We start from the raw sequence: 18,470 nt of genomic DNA, 5'->3' as shown, positions 1-18,470 counted from the left end.
AGCGAACGATTTGTCGAACGCTTCCAGATGGGCCTCGTGGTCCGTGCGGGAACGGGCGTCAGCCCCGGTCGCTCGCCCTGGCCTCGATCCATGCCGCAGCGGCGGAGAGGCGTGCCCGCACGCGCTCCGGCCCCATCACCGTCATCACCTCGAACAGATCGGGCGTGTTGGGCTTGCCGGCCAGCGCCAGGCGCAGCACGCCCGCGATGGCGCTGAACTGGCCCTGATAGCGCTCCGGCTCGGCCTTGTACGCCTTGCCGTTGGCAGCATAGCCATGCTTCTCGCCGATGGCGCGGACCCATTCCAGCCACGCATCGCGATCGACCGTCGGGTCGAAGCCCTCCGCCACTTCGCGCAGGATGGCGGCAAGACCGGGGGCGAGCGCGTCCCAGAGCGGCTGGCTGACCTCGTCGCGCGGCACGAAGAGATCGTCGAAGAAATAGGCCGTGTCGCTCGGCACGTCGGACCATTTGACGATGTCCTTGCGCGCCCGCGCCGCACCGCGCTCGATGTTCAGGATCGCGCGGACATAGTCGGCATGCGCGGCGAGCCGCTCGGCAAAGGGCTGGTCATGGACCTGCGCCCAGGCCAGCGCCGCGTCATAGACCTGCGCCGCGGTCATCGCACCGATCACCTCGCGGCTGATGCTCGACAGCTTGACCAGATCGAACAGCGCGCCGCTGCGGTTGAGGCGTTCGACCTGGAGCGGGAAGGTCTCCGAATCCGCCGTCGGGTTGGCCTTGCGCCAGTCCTCGAACTTGCCGTCGGCGAGGTTGAGCAGATATTCGATTACCGCCTGGCGCGGATAGCCTTCGACCGAATACCATTCGACCGCAGCTTCCGGATCATGCCGCTTGCTGAGCTTGCGACGCGACGACCCGACATTCTTCTCGATCGGCGCGATATGCGCATAGCGCGGCCGCTGCCAGCCGAGCAGATCGAACAGCTGGGCATGGACCGGGTAAGACGACAGCCACTCGTCGCCGCGGATGACGTCGGTGGTGCCCATCAGGTGGTCATCGACCACATGCGCGAGGTGATAGGTCGGTAGCCCGTCCGCCTTGAGCAGCACGATGTCCTGGTTGTTCGCCGGCACGTTGAGCTTGCCGCGGATCAGGTCGGGCAGCTCGACGCGGCCGTTGCCCTCGGCCGCCGGGGCCTTGAGCCGAATGACGAAGCTGCGGCCCTCGGCCAGCGCCGCCTGCACGTCCGCGAGGCTGCGGTTCCGCCAGATCGCCCAGCTGCCATAATAGCCGGGCGGGATCTTGCGCAGATTCTGCTCGGTGCGCATCGCCTCCAGTTCCTCGGGCGTGGCGAAGCAGGCATAGGCATGGCCGCGCACGAGCAGCTCGCGCACCACGCTCTGGTAGAGTTCCTGGCGCTCGCTCTGGCGGTACGGGCCATAGGCGCCGGTCTCGGTGCCGGCCAGCGAGGGGCCCTCGTCGAACGCGATGCCGAAGTCGTTCAATGCACCGAGGATCAGCTCGACCGCGCCGGGCACCTCGCGCTTGCGATCGGTATCCTCGATGCGCAGGTAGAACAGCCCGCCCGACTGGTGCGCGGTGCGCTCCGAGATCAGCGACACATAGAGGCCGCCGATATGGATGAAACCGGTCGGGCTCGGGCCGAACCGCGTCACGCGCGCGCCTTCGGGCAGCGACCGCGCCGGATAGCGCTGGTGGATCTCATCCATCGACAGCGTGGCCGCGGGGGTCAGCACGTCGAGGGGAAGCGCAGTTTCGGAAGTTGGATCGGTGGTCGATGACACGCGCGGAGACTTTCAAGAATTCGGTGGGGTCGCCAGATCGATCGCCTGGGCGGCTGGCGTCGACACGCCTCCTATCGCCTTCTCCGCCGGACGGGAAGTACCCCCTTCCCCGCCCGCGCCCGCCTCCGTCCATCCGCCGCCGATACTTCGGTTGAGCCCGGCGATCGCCGCCAGCCGCCGGAACCGGAGATCCGATGCGTCCAGCCGCCCCGCCAGCAGCGCACGCTCGGCATCGAGCTGCTCGAGATACGAGGCATAGCCCGCCTGATAGCGGCGACGCGCGGCGCGATAGGCCTGCTCCAGCGCCGCCACCTGCTGCTGCGCGGCCGCCGTCTCCTCCGTGACGTAGCGGACCGAGGCCATCGCGTCCTCCACCTCGCGGAACGCCTGGAGCACCGCTGCCTTGTAGGCATAGGCCGCCGCGTCGCGTCGCGCCGCCGCCGCGTCGCGGCCCGCACGCAAGGCACCGCCCTGGAAAAGCGGGGCGAGCACCGATCCGCCCAGCGCGAACAGCGACACCGGATCGGCGAGCACCGTCGATGCCACGCCGCCGGCGCTCCCCGCCAGCTGCAGCCGGGGCAGGAACGCGGCGCGGGCCGCGGCGAGGCGATGGTCCGCCGCCGCCAGCCGGCGCTCCGCCGCGGCGATGTCCGGGCGCTGCCGGACCACCTCGGAAGGCAGCGCCGCCGGTACGTCGGGGACGCCCGCCACCGCCTCGCCGGCAGACACGATGTCGGTCGGCGGGATGCCCAACAGTTGCGCCAGCGCATCTTCCTGCACCGTGCGCGCGAGCAAGGTCGAGGGCACCAGCCGCGCCGCCGCCTCCAGCGCCGCTTCCGCCTGCTGATCCTCCAGCCTGGAGGCATAGCCCGCATGAAAGCGACGGCCGATCAAGTCGCGCTCCTGGCGCCGCTCCTCGACGGTCTGCCGCACGATCGCCAGCCGGGCATCGGCGGCACGCAGGTTGAGATAGGCTTCCACCACCGTCGCGATCAGCACGATGCGCAGCGCATCGCGGGCATCCTGGCTGGCGAGCCACGCGTCGCGCGCCGCCTGGGTCGACTGGCTGAGCCTGCCGAACAGATCCACCTCATAGGCCAGGTCGAGTTCGCCCTGCCCGCGCTGCTGATCGACCCCGATCCCGAACGGATTGAGGCTGCGCGAAGTGCCCCCCGTCGCGCCGAGCGCAGCGCTCGGCTGGGCGACGGCGGCGGTGCCGCGCAGTTGCGCGCGGGCCTGCTCGATCCGCGTGACCGCGATCCGCAGGTCCAGGTTTCCGGCCAGCGCCCGCGCCACCAGCGCGTCGAGGGCGGGATCGTGAAAGCCGCGCCACCAATCCGCAGCAACCGGTCCCGCGCCGCCTCCGCCGCGCCAGCCCGCAGGGATCGTGACGGCCGCATCGCTGGGCGCCGGGTGCTGCGGGCCCGCGCAGGCGTGGAGCAACAGCAGCGCTGCCAGGCCGCCCGCGCGCTTCATCGGCCGCTTCCCGTTTCGACGCGCGTTTCCACCGACAGGCCGGGCCGCAGCCGCGCCGCCAGCGCCTGGCCGGGATCGATCGTGATCAGAATGCCGATCCGCTGCGGCACCTTGACGAAATTGCCGGTCGCATTGTCGGGCTTGAGCACGGCGAACTCCCAGCCGGTGGCCGGGGCGATCCGGGCGACATGCCCGGTGAGATGCGCCCCCCCGAGCGCGTCCACCCGGAAGCGCACCGGCTGGCCGGGGCGCATGCGGCTGGTCTGCGCCTCCTTGTACAGCGCGATGATCCAGCGATCGGGGGGCACCAGCTCCATCAGCGCGGTGCCGTTGGTGACATATTGGCCGCGGCGGACATGGATCTCGCCGAGCTGCCCGTCCTCGGGCGCGCGGATCACGGTGTGGAGCAGGTCTATCTCGGCGAGGCGGAGCTGGGCGCGCGCCGCTTCGACCTGCGCGGCGAGGCCGTCGCGCCCGACCTCCACGGTGCGCAGATCCTCCAGCGCCACCCGGCCGCCCGCGGTCGCCCGGCGCACCGCCGCTTCCGCCTGGGCAAGCGCCGCCGCCGCCTGGTCGCGCTCGCGCAGCGAGATCGAGCCGTCGACCGCGAGATCGCGCGCGCGCGCCATGTCCGCCCTGGCGCGGACCAGCTGCGCCACCGCGTCGGCTGCAGCGGCATCCTGCCCGGCGATGTCCGCCGCACGCGCCGATCGCGCCTGCCGGCTGTTCGCGAGCGCGGCGAGCTGCGCATCGAGATTGGCCTGCGCCTGCGCCACCCGCGCGCGGTAGATCGCGTCGTCGATCAGGACGAGCACCTGCCCCGCCTTCACGGGCTGATAGTCGCGGACCAGCACCTGCGCGACATAGCCGCTCACCTGCGGCGCGATCACCGTGGTGCGGCCGCGGACCAGCGCATTGTCGGTCTTCTGCGCGCTGCCCGACAGCGGCCCGATGCCCCAGATCTGCAGGATCGCAGCGATCGCGACGAGCAGCGCGAGGGCACACAGCGCGGTGACGATCGGCCGCGGGCGTGGCGGATGCCACACCGTCTCGGCTGCGGCGGCGGGCGCGGCGGGCGGCGAAGTCGGCTGGGTCATGCGGCGCCTCCGGCGGGCGGCGTGGCGCGCAGCCGCCGCATTTCCTGTTGGAGGATGACGAGGGCGAGGAACGCCGCCAGCCCGAGCGCGAGCAGCGTGACCACCCAGAAGGTGTCGTTGAAGGCGAGGATGTTCGCCTGGTTCTGCAACGCGGTGCCGAGACGCGCGCGCGCTTGCGTGTCGGCGGCACCGGGATCGGCAAGGAGCGGCGCGAGCTGCCCCGCCCCGGCCGCGATCCGCTGGGCGGCGAGCGGATCGCCCTGCGGCATGGCATCCGCCAGGATCTCGGCATGCACCCGCGCCCGAATCGTCTGGAGGCTGCCGAGCAAGGCCGCGCCGGCCAGTCCGCCCAGATTCTGGGTGGTGCTGAACAGCACGACGAAGCTCACCAGGTGCGTCGGCCCGCGCTCGAGCACGCGGCCGATGCCGAACAGCAATGCCGGGCCGAGGAAGAGGACGGTGCCGAGGCCGAGCAGAGACTGGCTCACCATCAGCTGGGTCGCGCGGGTATCCGAGGTCGAATGGGTGTCGAGCCACGCTCCCAGCGCGATGACCAGGGCCGAGCACAGCATCATCGGCAGCGCCCGATCCGGCCGGGCCAGCCACGCCGCCAGCGCGATGCCGCCGATCATCGCCAGCAGCACCACGGCGAAGAGCCCGTGCATCTGGTCGTTGGTCAGCCCGCCCAGCGCCAGCAGGCCCACCGCCGCATAGGTCTGCTCGGTCAGCGCGATCCGCACGACGAGCGAAATGCCGGCGATCAGCAGGATGTCGGCGGTGCCAAACCAGCGGACCTGGAGCAGCGGCTGTGCGCGGCGATCCTCGATCAGCAGGACGAGCCCGAGCAGCAGCAGCGCGCCCGCGAACATCCAGCCGAGCCAGGGCGCGTCGCTCCACCAATAGAAGCGGCCGGAGGCGAGGCCCGTGCAGCCGAGCAGCATGCCGGCCATGGCCAGCGTGATGGTGAGGGCGTCGAGCGGCTGGAATACTTTGCTGCGATCGGTGGGCGGCAGCGGCCGCAGCGTCGTCAGCGCCCAGGCGGCGAGCGCGAGCGCGAGTTCGATCCCGTGCACGCCGGCCCAGTGATCGGACGCGACGCGGTCGAGCGGCACCATCCGCGCGATCGGGATGGCGAGCTGCGGCAGGCTGAAGCCGACGACCACTGCCATCGGCCGCATCCGGATGGGAAAAACTTGGAAGACGCTGTAGAGCCCCATCGTCGTCAGCCCGCCCGAGGCGACGCCGCTGATCGCCCGCGCGAGCACCGTCGTGCCGGTAGAGGGGAAACACAGCGCGATCAGTTCGCCGAGGATCAGCGTGCCGAGGATCGCGTGCAGGCAGGCCGGGATGCCGAACTGCATCCGCGCCCGGACCAGCAGCAGATTGGCCGTGGCGTTGAACGCGACGAACACCGCGAGGAGCAGATTGGCCTCCGCCACGTACAGGCCCATGTTCCCGGCCATCACGTAGAGATTGGTGGTGATCAGCGCATTGCCGAGCCCGCTCGCCAGCGCCAGCACCGCGCCCGAGATCGCATAGACGACGCGGTCGCCGCTCGACAGGCGCGGCGAATAGGGCGCGCCGGGAAAGAGCGGCCGCTCCTCCGGCGCGAAGATGTAGCGGCGCTCCGCCATGATGTGCACGGCCCTCCCATATGGCGCCGCCGGTACGGTCGGTCAGCACGTCCCCGCCACTCTCCGCGAGACGCGCATGCGATCCAAGCTATCCCTGGGTTTGCCCTGTGGTTCCGAAGCGCCCCCCAACCGGAAAAGGCGACGCCAGCGTTGCCGCTCAAATCTTTGGAAAGCGCCGGGTTTGCATCGCGACCGAAGGCTGCGCGGCGGGAGAAGGTTTCATCGGAGGGCCACGTTGCGGACGCGCCGGCTTCGGCCGAAGACGAGGTGTCGTCCCGGCACGGCCGCGACGGGCGCCGGACCGGCGACGCGCACCCTGGCGGCCTTCCTCAACGCCGGGCGATTGTGGCGGGCGCTGACGGCAGAGCCCCCCCAACCCACGCCGCAAAGGCTGGCGGATTTTGCTGAATGCCCCCGAAACGCACAGGAAGCGAAACCGAAACCCCGCCCGTCCGAAGTAACGCATAGCATGCAATGCACGACACCGGGTTACGGCAATGTATAACTGAGCCGTCTGCACGCATCCTCCATGTCATCCGTAACCAAATTTCCTCCCAGTGCGGCATTACGCTTCGCGGAGTTGAAACGCGCACATTTGATAGCGCGGGATCAATTCGCGCAGTACTTCCCTTTCGCTCGGCGAGGAACGATCATGCCCACCAAGTCCGTCATTCTGTTCGAGAGCACATTGGGCCGCATGCTGCGGTCCGCGAGGGGCGGCGCTGTCCACGATTCGCTCGACGCAATCCCGCTTACATGGTCCGCGAACATGCCAGACCCGGTCCGCGAAGCACTGTTGCAGCGGCCGGTACTCAACAACCAGGTGCAGTTGCTTCTGGCGGAGGAAGTTCGGCGGATCGTGCTGACGCGCATCGGGCCGATGGTCGGCCCGCACACCGTCGAGAGCGGTAACATACGCAATGCGGTCGAGCGCCTGATGCTCGCGGAGCTTCCCGTCCTGCAACGGCGCGTGAACGACGTGATCGCCGCAAGCCTCAAAACATCTGCGGCATGGGACGCATATCGGGTCGACAGCAAGAAGGAAGTCGCGCGCGTCGGCCTGACGCTGATCTTCCTGGCGGCCGGCGTTGCTGCCGCACCGCCCACCGGGGGCGCGTCGCTCGTGCTGGCGGTGATCAGCACCGTTCGCGGCCTCACCGACGCCGTCAAGAAGTTCACCGAGACCTACCGGTCCGCCGAGGAGAGTCGCGAGCGGGTTCTCCTCGAGATCCGCAAGCTTCGCGAGATGTACCAGAAGAGTCCTGCGCTCGGCCGAACGGTGCAGCTGGGGGGCGCGGTCGCCCACGCGCTCACCATCGGCAAGATGCTGGCGCTGGGGCAGCACGACTTTCTACCGGGCTTTGCCCGAATCAAGACCGAGCTGAATGCCTATAAGGGCAAAGTCGGTCATCTCGGCGAGCATTCGGAACGTCTCGCGCGCAAGCTGTACGACATGATCGAGGAAATCGACGCCCATATCGACGCCCATGGCGAAGAGACGGCGTCCGGCGCGCGGCTGGTAGCGCTCCGCAACAAGGTCACTGCGCTGCTCGAGTTCGGCGTCACCGGCCGCAGGCACGGGTTGCGCGGCACGTTCACCATCACCGAGGCGTGGCAGAAATGTCAGCGCGAGATGGCGCAGATCGCGGCGGTCGAACGCGCGTTCAGCGACTTGAAGGCGCTGGATTCCCGCGAGAAAGCCGTGCTCCTGGCGGACCGCGCGCTCACGCTGTTGACCAATGCGGGTGTAGGCGCGGCGAGCTATAATGCGGCAATGGCGCTTCCCCACGCGGCCGGCAGCGGAGCGGTGGAAGACGCGCTTCGCCTGACACAGAGCGGCCAGCCATCCGGTGGCGGCATCGCCGCATTTTCGCTGGGTTTCATGCGGCAGTTCATGAGCCTGTTCAAGGATGCGCATGCGCTCGCCAAGGAGCTTGGGATCGTGAACGCCGCATCGACGGACATCAGTGCCGAAGCGAAGGCCATCGAGGCGAGCTTCAACGGATTGCTGGCGCAGCCACCGGAACCGCGACTGCCGTCGGCGACACTGGCGGAGGCCAGCCGTGCACGACGGCCCTTGCCGCCGCCGCCTCTCGGACGGGACAAGGCCCTGCCCCCGCTTCCGACGATGACCAGTTCCCATTCGGCTTCGTCGTTGCAGCCGCCGGCACACACCTATCCGCCGCGGCTCAACGCGACCTCCTCGCCTATCGATCGGCCTTTACCGCCCCGACCACGGCGGTGAGCCCTGCCAGGCGCGCGGATCGCCGGAGCCGCGTAGCGGGGGATCGGTACCTTGGTGGCGGAAGCTGTTCCGATTTCGCAGGTCGCGTCCGCCGCTATTGGAAGTAGACGGCCGGGCTGGATCGCGCGGTGCATCGCGCGGTGCATCGCGCGGTGCAGCGGCAGGATGGGATCTCGGTCGTACCGTGGCAATTCATCGTTGACGCGCCACGCCCACAGGTTCTCCGCCAGAACAGAAGCCCCTGATCGGCCACCGCTTCATGTTAGCGCTCACAATTTAACCGGTTACATTCTCGCCTTGATATCTCAACTTGTTTTTCTCATAGTTTGAAAAAGCAAAATAATTTCCGCCAACGAGCGGTGATGTTTCAAATGGGAGAGGAACGCGTCATGTCAACGTCGCTAAAACTATGCCTGCTGCTCGGCAGCGTGCTGTCGGGGGCCCCCGCGTTCGCGCAGACCGGATCGGCCCCGATTCTCGCCGCACGGGGGGCGCAGAACCAGACGCCGCCGTCGGCCGCGGTGGGACAGGATAGCGCCGCCTCCGCCCCGGATGGCACCACCGACACTCGCGACGAGATCGTCGTCACCGGCATCCGCGCCAGCCTCAGTTCCTCCGCGCAGGTGAAGCGGGAGGCCAACCAGATCGTCGACTCCATCAGTGCGGTGGATGTCGGCAAGTTCCCGGATGCAAATATTGCCGAATCGCTCCAGCGCATTACCGGCGTGGCGATCGACCGTTCGGGCGGCGAAGGCCAGTTCATCACGGTTCGCGGCCTCGGCCCCGAGTTCAATACCGTACTGGTCAATGGTCGCGTCATGGCGACCGACAATGCCGGCCGGGAATTCTCGTTCGACGTCCTCTCGTCGAACATGATCCAGCGCACCGATGTCTTCAAATCGAGCGTGCCCGAGCTGCAGGAAGGCGGCATCGGCGCGACGGTCAATATCGTGACGGCCCGACCGCTCAAGGGCCCCGGCGGCTTCCAGGCCGCCGCGCAGATCGGCGGCATCTATGATCGCTCGCGCAAGAATGTCTCGCCGGACCTTGCTGCGACCGTCTCCTACGCCAACCCGGACAAGACCTTCGGCGTACTGCTCGCGGGCTCGTACACCAAGCGCAAGAGCCAGACGGACACGATCGCCATCGACGGCTGGATCAACGGTCGCCCGAACATCGTGCAGTCGATCGGCGGCGTGCCGACGATGATCACCGGCAGCGACCCGCGCTACCCGGTCACCGGCAACGCCAACCTGCCGCAGAGCCTCTACTATCAGCGCGCGCAGGAGGAACGCGAGCGGATCAACGTCTCCGGCGCAGTCCAGTTCAAGCCCAGCGACACCCTCGAGATCACCGTCGACGGCATCTACTCGCGCTTCAACATCTCCGGCGTAACGCGTCGCCTCGACAACTTCATGGCCGCGCCCTATTTCCAGCCGACCTTCGACGGCACCAACACCGCCACCAGCCTGACCATGCTGGGGCGCGACTTCATCGCCCAGAATCCGCAGTTCCTGGCCGCGAACCCGGACCTGACCAACAACGGCGTCAACGCCAAGGTCGACCACGTCTACAACACGACCAACCGCAAATCGGACAGCTATCAGATCGGCGCCAACCTCAAGTGGAACCCGGCGGACAACATCGAACTGCGCTTCGATGCCTCCACCACCGGCGCCAATCGGCGCTCGCCCAACGCCTATCTCGTCTATGGCGCGCTGCTGCCGTACAATTACGATTTCAAGCTGGACGGCGGCAACGGCATCCCGTCGATCTCGTACGACAACAACATCATCAACAATGCCGATTTGATGCGCCTGCACTATATGGGCATCGACGCCAACCGCTCGCGCGATCGCGGATCGGAATATCATTTCGACACGAAGTTCGACGTCGACGACTCGATCCTGCGCAACGTCATGGTCGGCCTGTCCTATACCGAGCGGCGCAAGATCAACCGCTCGTTCAACAACAGCGATACGAGCTGCACCTATTGCGGCTATCAGGTGCCGATCGCGCAGGGTCTGCTGAAGCCCTACCAGTGGAGCGACCTGCTCGGCGGCGGACAGAATATCCCGCCATCGATGTTCGAGGTCGATCCGCAGGCTTTCCTCGCCTATCTGAACGATCCCGCCACGCTCGCCATCCCGTCCAACGGCCGCACTCCGGCGCAGCAGGCGGCGTTCGCAGCGCAGGTGCAGGCGCTCGACGGCGGCCCCTTCGGCGTGCGCGAGCAGTTGCGCGGCACCGTCAACGTGCGCGAGCGGCTCACTGCCGGCTATATCAGCATGCAGTTCGGCAACGATCGCTGGACCGGCAATGCCGGCGTGCGCGTGATCCGCACCCAGGTGCTGTCCTCAGGCTTCGACACGCCGGTGACGAGCATCAACAACACGCCCGGCGACGACACGCTGCAATATACCTATGGCCCCGCGACCGCGATCGCGGTGCGCAGCAGCTACGTCAACGCCCTCCCCTCCGCCAACATCAAGTACAGCCTGACCGAGAAGCTGATCGCACGCGCCGCCTTCTCGCAGACGATCACCCGGCCGACGCTGACCGACCTGGGCGTCAACAACGACTATGGCGGCCGCATCGCGGTGCCGCTGTCGTCGGGCGGCAATCCCAATCTGCTGCCGTTCCGCTCGACCAACTATGATCTGTCGCTCGAATGGTATCTGTCGCGGGTCAGCTACATCAGCGTCGGCGGCTTCTACAAGGACCTGTCCGACTTCCTCGAACTGCAAACGCTGCCGGTTTCGCGTTTCGGCAGGACCTATCAGGACACCCGCACGCGCAATGGCCAGACCGGGACGATCAAGGGCATCGAGGTCGGCGCGCAATATTCGCTGGATGCGCTGGGCGGCTTCGTCGGCGGCTTCGGGGTGACCGGCAACTACACCTATGTCGCCAGCAGCGCCAAGCGCGACCAGACGCTGAGCGATTTCTCCTGCGGCTATAACGGCCTGTCGCCGCATTCGGCGAACGGCAGCGTGTTCTACGAAAAATACGGCATCTCGGCGCGGGTCTCGTACAATTGGCGCTCGGACTATCTGCGCAATTGCCGCGACAGCCAGTCCCGCCCGCGCAACCGCTCGTCCTACGGGCAGCTCGATTTCAACCTGTCCTACGATCTCACGCCCAACTTCCAGGTCTATCTCCAGGGCGTGAACGTGACGAACACGTTGATCGACGAATGGTCGGCCATCGAGGAGCGCTATCTGCTCCAGCAGGAGACCGGCGCGCGCTACAATTTCGGCGTGCGCATCAAGCTTTGAGACGGCGGCGGCGGCACCCGCCGCCGCGCATGTCCGCCCCCGGTACCGGCCGTGGCCCGGCCTGAACCCAAGTTTAAACCCTTGGCTGCCCCGCCGCGACGGCCGGACGCGAATGCCTCCCACGCGTGTTGCCGTTCGACCAGAACATCTTCGACGAGACCCGGAACGCCGTCAGCGGCTTCGAGGCGCTGCTGGAGATTTGCCGCAGCGACCGCACGAAACATCTGAAGTCGCTGGGCGACGCGCCGATCGCCGGGGAGTTCGAGGCGGCCATCCTGCCGGCGCACACGATCAAGAGCGCAGGCCGGATCGTGGGCGTCACCCGCCTCGGTGCCCCGGCGGAAGCGTTGGAAACCCGGCTGCGGACGGGTGGGTACGTGACGATGTCAGTGCGCTACCTCCCCGGCTCCCCGCCTGGTCAAAATAGTCCATCGTCATCGTCCCGGCCATCCTTGTCTGGCGACGGCGGCACGCCGTCCGGCGGCGTGATGGCGAAGCGCTGGTGCACCTGTCGCTCGCTCGCCATCGTGTAGGCGCGGGCGAGTTGGTCGAGCAGCGGAGCAAGCAGCGCCGCCGTCGCTTCGTCGGGCATGTCGCACGGCACGCCCAGCAGGGCGAGCTGCTCGGCAGCCTGGCGCAGAAGTGCGCCAAAGTCGGCTTCGCAGTCGATCGTGCGGCTCGTCGTGTCGATGATGCCGGTGACCGAAGCCGCGTGCGCCTCCAGCCCATCCATGCCCGCGCGCATCCGAACGGCACCGTCGTGGATGCAGGCGAGCGACGCGGCGAGCGCTTCCGCAGGATCCACCCCCGGCACCGCATCCGGGTCACGCAGGGCGGATACCGCTGCGACCAGCGTCTCGACCGACGCGCGGATCCCGCCCGACACGGTCGCCAGGGTGGTCGCGAAACCGCGAATCTCGGACGCGACCATCGCCAGCGCCTTACCCTCGTCGCCCAGGCGATAGCAGCGCAGATCGGTGTTCCATGCCATGAGATGCACGTCTTCGTTGACGCGGTGGACGATCCGCAGGCGCGCCGCCAGCCGCTCCGCACTCGCCGAAGTGGACGCGCCGAGGCGCTGGGCGCGGGCATCGGCGTCGCGCAGCTTGGTGGTCACCGCGCGCACGTCTGCCACACTCTGCTCGAGCGCGGCGAGAAAGGCAGCCTTGTCGTCGCCGGCCTGCGCCTTCGCGCCTTCCGCCTTGATCTCGAGCAGCGCGGCGGTGCTGGGCGCGATGCCGGTCAGATTTTCCGCAAGCCGCAGCGAATCGCGGTGGAAATCGGCAATCGCATCGGCCGCCTGCGCCGCGAGAAGGGCAAGGACATGGCCGCTGGCGAGCAGCACCGGGGCTGGATCGGCGGGATCCCCCTGCTGGCGCAGGTCGATCACCGCGCGCAGGCCCAGGGCGATATGTTCGAGCCGCTGGCGGGTGATGTCCCCGATCTGCATGGCACCGATCGCGCCGCCTACCTTGGTGCGGATGTCGCGCGCGACGTCGGCGATCCGCGCCGCGCGGCCGGCATCCTCCACCTGGTGGCGCTGGAGCGCGGCGGCATCGGCGGCGAGCTTGCGCGGCACCTGCGGGATCACCCGCGCACACTCCTCGCCCAGCTGGCTGTCGACCTCGAGCAACGCCGGGATGCTGGCGGTCAGTTGCTCGATGTCGTCGCCGATGCCCGCGATCTCGCGTTCGCCCAGATCGAGTCTCTCGGACATTGTATCGGCGAAGGCGGAAAAGCCGTTCTGACCGGCGGCGGCAACGCGGATATTCAGCCCGCAGATGCGCAGGAAGTCGAGCGTGCGCATCACCTGGCCGAGTTGATGGCGGAGCGGCTGCGCGCCCTTGGCGATCCGCTCCAGCCCCTCGCGCCGCGCTGCCTGGACTTGCGGTAGCCGTTCCAGCCGGTCGGCCGTCGCCTGCATGTTGGCGATTGCGGCTTCTGCGGCGTCACGGCCCAGCGCGTTGAGGACGCTCTCCAGCTCCGCCACCAGCTGCTCGACGATGACATGCGCCTGGGCCAGCGCTTCGCCGGCCGTGACGAACCGGGCATCGAGCCCCGCAGCGATGCGGGTGATGCTCGCCTCGATCGCGGGCAGCGACAGCTCGGCGCCGGGATCGGGTTCGGGAGTGTCGCCGACGTACACGTTAGGCTCCTTTCCCGACGCTTATCGATTGGCCACCGCGAGCAGTTCGCTGGCGATGTTACCGAGCGGGATGACCCGCTCGGCCGCATCGCGTGCGATCGCTTCCTTGGGCATGCCGAACACGACTGAGGTCGCCTCGTCCTGCGCGAAGGTGCGGGCGCCGGCCTGGCGCATCTCGAGCAGCCCGCGCGCACCGTCGTCGCCCATGCCGGTCATGATGATGCCGACCGCGTTCGATCCCGCCGCGCGCGCCGCCGAGCGGAACAGTACGTCGACCGAGGGGCGGTGTCGCGAGACCAGCGGCCCGTCGCGGACAGAGACATAGTAGCGCGAGCCCTGGCGATCGAGCATCAGATGCTTGCCGCCCGGCGCGATCAGCACCTGGCCGCGCAACACCGGATCGCCGTTCGCCGCCTCCTTGACGTCGACCTCACAGAGGCTGTCCAGCCGCTGCGAGAAGGCGCGGGTGAAATGTTCGGGCATGTGCTGGACGATGACGATGCCGGGCGAGTTGGAGGGCAGCGCCTCCAGCACCTCGCGCAACGCCTCGGTGCCGCCGGTCGACGCGCCGATGCACACCACCATCTCGGTCGTGCGGCTCATCGGCCGGTTGTCGGGCGGCGGCAGCATGGCGTCGGCGGTGAGCTTCTTGGGCGGCGCCTCGCTGCGGAACGTCGGCACCGCGGCGCGACCGCGCACCCTGGCGCGCGCCGCCGCCTTCACCACGTCGCGGATCTGGAGATGATGCTCGGCCAGGTGATCGGCCACGCCGTAGCGCGGCTTGAGGATCACGTCGACCGCACCCGCCTCCATTGCCTGGAGCAGCGTTTCCGAGCCCTCCTCGGTCAGCGACGAGCACATTACCACCGGGATGGGGCATTGCGACATCAGCTTCTTGAGGAAGGTGATGCCGTCCATCCGCGGCATTTCGACGTCGAGCGTGATGACGTCGGGCACCGCTTCCTGGATGCGCCGCGCCGCGCTGAACGGATCCGCCGCGGTGCCGATCACCTCGATCGCCGGATCCTCGCTCAGGATCGAAGCCATGGTCTGGCGTACACTCGCCGAATCGTCGACGATCAGCACGCGGATCTTGCCGCCGGTCATGCCTGCTTCCTCTGAAACACGGTGCTGCCCACCGGCGTGAGCGGCAGGCCCATGCCGTGGATGGATTCCGAATGGCCGAGGAACAGGTATCCGTTCGGCGCCAGGCAATCGAGCAGCCGGGTCAGGACGGCGCGCTGCGTTGGCTTGTCAAAATAGATCAATACGTTACGACAGAAAATCAGGTGCATCGGCTCACCGACCGGATAGCTTTGGTCCATCAGGTTCAAGCGGGCGAAGCCAACCGCGCTGCGCAGCTCCGGGGCGATCCGCACCTCGCGGCGACGGCGATCCTTGGGAAGGCGAACATAAGCGCGTTGCAGCGCCGCCGGCACCGGCGCCAGCATGTCCGCCGGATAGATGCCCTTGCGCGCGGTGGCGAGCACGTCGGTGTCTATGTCGGTCGCCAGGATGCCGAAGTCGAAGCCGCCATAGCGCGCGGCATGATCGTCGAGCACCATTGCCAGCGTATAGGGCTCGGCCCCGACCGAGCAAGCGGCACTCCAACCCCGCAGCGAGCGAACGCCCTGCTCCAACAGCGCCGGCAGCGCCGTCTCCAGCAGAAAATCGAAATGGGCGGGCTCGCGGAAGAAGTCGGTCTTGTTGGTGGTGACGGCGTTGATCAGCAGCGGAGTTTCCGTCGCGGTGAGCGCGCCCGCGAACAGCGCGTCGCAATAGGCGTCGAGCGTATCGATCCCCACTGCGTGCAGCCGCCGCCGCAGCCGCCCCTCCACCATCGTCTTCTTGGGGTCGGCCAGCTTGATCCCGGTGACCTCATAGACATACTGGGCCAGCCGCGCGAAGTTGCGCGCGCTCAGCGTGTCGGCGCGGGCGGCGACAAGGGCCTGGGCGGCGGTCATGCAGCGAGCACCGGCGGGATCAGGCCGCCGCGGCCGGGCGATCGAGCACTCCGGCTTCGTCGGGCGAGAAGATCCGGCCCATTTCGACCAGCACGACGAAGCCTTCGGCGCGCCGGAAGACGCCGCCGATATAGTCGGACGGCCAGTGGACTCCGATATCAGGGGCCGCCTCCAGCTGATCGGTAGCGACGCTGCACACTTCGAGCACCCGGTCGACGACCAGCCCGAGCATCAGTACCCGGTCGCCGATCGGCACGTCGACCACGAGGATCCGCGTGCTGGGCGTCGGCGCGCTGGCGGGCAGGCCGAGGCGGAGGCGCAGGTCCACCGTGGTCACGCCCTGCCCGCGCATGTCGGTGAGGCCCAGCAGATAATCGGGGCCGTTGGGCAGGCGGAAGGTTTCGCGATAGTCGAGGATCTCGCGGACGAGCGAGACCGGCACCGCGAACACTTCCGCCCCCAGGCCAAAGGTGACGATCTGCAGCTCGCCGCCGCTGCTCATGCTGCCTGCACTCCGAAATCGGAGTCGTCCGCATCGGGGCCGCCGCTGTGGAGGTCGAGTGCGAACCCGTGCGCGCGCGCCTGCTGCTCCGCGACCGACGGGCCGCGTGGCGCGGCCTTGGGCGCCTTGGCGGCGGCCCGGCTGCGCGGCGCTTCGGCGGCGCGGCTGCGCGCTGCCTTGGGCACGTCGCGGTGGCTGCCGCCCTGCAGCTGGAAATAGGCAATGCTGGCCTGCAACTCGTCCGCCTGGGCGGCGAGCTCGACCGAGGTCGCCGAGATTTCCTCCGAGGCGCCGGCATTCTGCTGGGTCACTTGGTCGAGCTGCTGGATCGCCTTGTTGATCTGCACCGCACCGATGTCCTGCTCGCGGCAGGCGGCGCTGATCTCGCTGACCAGTTCGGCGGTGCGGCGGATGTCCGGCACCAGCTTGCGCAGCATCTCGCCGGCTTCGACCGCGGCCTTGACCGTTTCGGACGAGACCGAGCTGATCTCGGCGGCGGCACCCTGGCTGCGCTCGGCCAGCTTGCGCACCTCCGAGGCAACCACCGCAAAGCCACGACCATGTTCGCCGGCACGGGCGGCTTCCACCGCGGCGTTGAGCGCGAGCAGATCCGTCTGCCGGGCGATTTCCTGGACGATGCCGATCTTCTCGGCAATCGTGCGCATGGCGCCGACCGCGCGTTCGACTGCCTCGCCGCTGCTTTCGGCGGAGAGCGCCGACTGGCGAGCCATCTTCTCGGTCTGCGCGGCATTTTCGGTGTTCTGGCGGATGTTCGCCGCCATTTGCTCCATCGAGGCGGAGACTTCCTCGGTCGCCGCGGCCTGTTCGGTGGCGCCCTGCGACAGCTGTTCGGAGCTGGCCGAGAGTTCCTGGCTGCCGGAGGCGACCTGTTCGGCCGAAGTGCGGGTATCGGCGATAATCACGCGCAGCCGGTCGATCATGCGGACCAGCGAGGTGCCGAGCATGTCGTTGTCGCACAGCGGCTTGTGCGTGATCGTGAGGTTGCCCTCCGCGATCTTGTTGGCCAGGTCGGCGGTGAGCCGGAGATTGTCGATCAGCAAGTTGATCGCGTCGCGCATACGGCGGTGGTCGCCCTCGCAGGCCATGTCGACCCGCTCGCGCAAGTCGCCCGAACTGACCAGGCCGAGTACGCGATTACCTTCGGTGATCGGGATCATGATCGCGTCGAGCATGCCGTTGATGCCCGAAATCAGCGACGCGAAGTCGCCGACGAAGCGCTTCTCGTTGCCGCGCTCATTGAGCTGGCCGGCGGTGGAGGCAGCGATCAGCCGCTGTACTTCCGCGGTGATCTCGCGCAGGTTCTTCCGGAGCGTCTCGACCGTGTCGTTGATGAAGGCCTTCTTGCCCGGAAACTGATCGAGCGGCGCGTCGAAATTGCCTTCGCCGAATTCCTTGATGCACGCCATCGCCTTCTTCTTCACGGCAATGTGGGCGGCGACCATCTCGTTCACGCCCTTCGCCATCGCGGCGAAGTCACCCGGGAACTTGTTCACGGAAAGGATGACGTCGATGTCGCCCTTCTCGTGCTCCGAGTACATCTGCTGCATCTCGCTGAGGATGCCCTTGAGATTGGAGCGCAGCGTCTCGATGGTATCGTTGATGAACGCCTTCTTGCCTGGCAACTGCTCCAGCTTCGCTTCGAAATCGCCCCGCCCGAACGCCTCGACACAGGCCATAGCCTTCTTCTTCACGGCGATGTGACTGGCGACCAGCGCATTTACGCGCTTTGCGATCGTGGCGAAGCTGCCGTGAAACTCGTCAATGGGCAGCATCACGTCGATATCGCCGCGGTCGTGCTCGGCCTGCATCTCCGCGACACGTTCGTTGAACGCACTCACCGGCCGCACGGCCCTGTCGAGCAGGCCGTTGATCGCGACGAGGATCTCGCGCGTCTGGCCTTTCGTGAGCGAGGGATCGGCCCGCTCGCTGATATCGCCGCGCGCCATCGCGCTTTCCACGCGCGCGAGCTCCGCCAAAACGGTGTTGCCCGCCACGCCGCCAAGAATATTGATCGACATAAACATCCTCTCGTCACTGCTGTTCGACGTAAATTTTGGATCATCGCGAACGCGGATCATCCAGCTTCGGCGTGAATTCTCAGGCGAGCTGCAGCCGGACGCACGACATCGGCGCCGTGGGCCGAACACGGCATCGGCAGCGGAATGCGACTGCGGCTCATGCGCCGACTCCAGCGGTTGCCTTGCCGATGAACGCGGCGAAGATGGCGTGGAGGTCGGGGAGGACGACGACGCCGTCGTCGCGGCGGACCAGGGTGCGGACGAACTGGCGGCGCCAGCGCATGCCGACGGCGGGGGGCTCCTCGCTCGCGCTCTCGGCGA

Annotated in this window: 12 protein-coding genes; 3 read left to right on the top strand and 9 right to left on the bottom strand. The window is 67.9% G+C overall.

Annotated features, from left to right (window positions below):
- Positions 1–58: 58 nt before the first annotated feature.
- Genes CA234_RS10490 through CA234_RS10475 form a run of 4 tightly spaced genes read right to left on the bottom strand, consistent with a single transcriptional unit; the run spans position 59 to position 5,975 of the window.
- The gene (locus CA234_RS10490; RefSeq protein WP_206431166.1) at positions 59–1,768 is read right to left on the bottom strand and encodes a glutamate--tRNA ligase; all 1,710 of its coding nucleotides are present in this window, start codon (positions 1,766–1,768) and stop codon (positions 59–61) included.
- Positions 1,769–1,780: 12 nt separating this feature from the next.
- Positions 1,781–3,244 (bottom strand): efflux transporter outer membrane subunit, encoded by a 1,464-nt coding sequence (locus tag CA234_RS10485; RefSeq protein WP_126001657.1) that lies wholly within the window; start codon positions 3,242–3,244, stop codon positions 1,781–1,783.
- Positions 3,241–4,341: an HlyD family secretion protein gene (locus tag CA234_RS10480; protein WP_126001655.1), complete on the bottom strand. Its 1,101-nt coding sequence runs from the start codon at positions 4,339–4,341 to the stop codon at positions 3,241–3,243. Before CA234_RS10480 ends, CA234_RS10485 begins: the two co-directional genes overlap by 4 nt.
- The gene (locus tag CA234_RS10475) at positions 4,338–5,975 is read right to left on the bottom strand and encodes an MFS transporter (RefSeq protein WP_241213453.1); all 1,638 of its coding nucleotides are present in this window, start codon (positions 5,973–5,975) and stop codon (positions 4,338–4,340) included. Before CA234_RS10475 ends, CA234_RS10480 begins: the two co-directional genes overlap by 4 nt.
- A gap of 652 nt (positions 5,976–6,627) precedes the next feature.
- Here CA234_RS10475 and CA234_RS10470 point away from each other — a divergent pair.
- The 3 genes from CA234_RS10470 (at position 6,628) to CA234_RS10460 (ending at position 12,031) form a co-directional block, all read left to right on the top strand.
- Positions 6,628–8,220, top strand: a complete 1,593-nt coding sequence (locus tag CA234_RS10470; RefSeq protein ID WP_125978197.1) for a hypothetical protein — start codon at positions 6,628–6,630, stop codon at positions 8,218–8,220.
- A gap of 389 nt (positions 8,221–8,609) precedes the next feature.
- Positions 8,610–11,498, top strand: a complete 2,889-nt coding sequence (locus tag CA234_RS10465; protein ID WP_164521780.1) for a TonB-dependent receptor — start codon at positions 8,610–8,612, stop codon at positions 11,496–11,498.
- A 125-nt stretch (positions 11,499–11,623) separates the two neighbouring features.
- Entirely contained in the window at positions 11,624–12,031 is a 408-nt protein-coding gene (locus tag CA234_RS10460; RefSeq protein ID WP_126001654.1) for an Hpt domain-containing protein, read from the top strand.
- Here CA234_RS10460 and CA234_RS10455 read toward each other — a convergent pair.
- Genes CA234_RS10455 through CA234_RS10435 form a run of 5 tightly spaced genes read right to left on the bottom strand, consistent with a single transcriptional unit; the run spans position 11,917 to position 18,149 of the window.
- On the bottom strand, positions 11,917–13,644 hold the full coding sequence (locus tag CA234_RS10455) for a hypothetical protein (protein WP_241213441.1): 1,728 nt from the start codon (positions 13,642–13,644) through the stop codon (positions 11,917–11,919). The two genes, CA234_RS10460 and CA234_RS10455, sit on opposite strands and share 115 nt — an antisense overlap.
- 21 nt (positions 13,645–13,665) lie before the next feature.
- Complete coding sequence (locus tag CA234_RS10450; RefSeq protein WP_126001652.1) at positions 13,666–14,751, bottom strand: chemotaxis response regulator protein-glutamate methylesterase; 1,086 nt, start codon at positions 14,749–14,751, stop codon at positions 13,666–13,668.
- Complete coding sequence (locus CA234_RS10445) at positions 14,748–15,608, bottom strand: protein-glutamate O-methyltransferase CheR (protein ID WP_125978189.1); 861 nt, start codon at positions 15,606–15,608, stop codon at positions 14,748–14,750. The genes CA234_RS10450 and CA234_RS10445 overlap by 4 nt, the downstream gene beginning before the upstream one ends.
- Positions 15,609–15,627: 19 nt before the next feature.
- Positions 15,628–16,110, bottom strand: coding sequence for a chemotaxis protein CheW (locus CA234_RS10440; RefSeq protein WP_125978187.1), 483 nt, complete (start codon positions 16,108–16,110; stop codon positions 15,628–15,630).
- On the bottom strand, positions 16,107–18,149 hold the full coding sequence (locus CA234_RS10435) for a methyl-accepting chemotaxis protein (RefSeq protein ID WP_241213440.1): 2,043 nt from the start codon (positions 18,147–18,149) through the stop codon (positions 16,107–16,109). Before CA234_RS10435 ends, CA234_RS10440 begins: the two co-directional genes overlap by 4 nt.
- Positions 18,150–18,470: the final 321 nt, after the last annotated feature.

The sequence above is a fragment of the Sphingomonas sp. ABOLE genome (assembly GCF_003950455.1).
In the GTDB taxonomy this organism is placed as follows: domain Bacteria; phylum Pseudomonadota; class Alphaproteobacteria; order Sphingomonadales; family Sphingomonadaceae; genus Sphingomonas; species Sphingomonas trueperi.
This window is presented reverse-complemented; position numbering and strand designations above follow the sequence as displayed.

Coding starts and splice junctions, on each gene's coding strand:
- CA234_RS10485 (WP_126001657.1), bottom strand. CDS start 3,244: ATGAAGCGCGCGGGCGGCCTGGCAGCGCTGCTGTTGCTCCACGCCTGC.
- CA234_RS10480 (WP_126001655.1), bottom strand. CDS start 4,341: ATGACCCAGCCGACTTCGCCGCCCGCCGCGCCCGCCGCCGCAGCCGAG.
- CA234_RS10475 (WP_241213453.1), bottom strand. CDS start 5,975: ATGGCGGAGCGCCGCTACATCTTCGCGCCGGAGGAGCGGCCGCTCTTT.
- CA234_RS10470 (WP_125978197.1), top strand. CDS start 6,628: ATGCCCACCAAGTCCGTCATTCTGTTCGAGAGCACATTGGGCCGCATG.
- CA234_RS10465 (WP_164521780.1), top strand. CDS start 8,610: ATGTCAACGTCGCTAAAACTATGCCTGCTGCTCGGCAGCGTGCTGTCG.
- CA234_RS10450 (WP_126001652.1), bottom strand. CDS start 14,751: ATGACCGGCGGCAAGATCCGCGTGCTGATCGTCGACGATTCGGCGAGT.
- CA234_RS10445 (WP_125978189.1), bottom strand. CDS start 15,608: ATGACCGCCGCCCAGGCCCTTGTCGCCGCCCGCGCCGACACGCTGAGC.
- CA234_RS10440 (WP_125978187.1), bottom strand. CDS start 16,110: ATGAGCAGCGGCGGCGAGCTGCAGATCGTCACCTTTGGCCTGGGGGCG.
- CA234_RS10435 (WP_241213440.1), bottom strand. CDS start 18,149: ATGTCGATCAATATTCTTGGCGGCGTGGCGGGCAACACCGTTTTGGCG.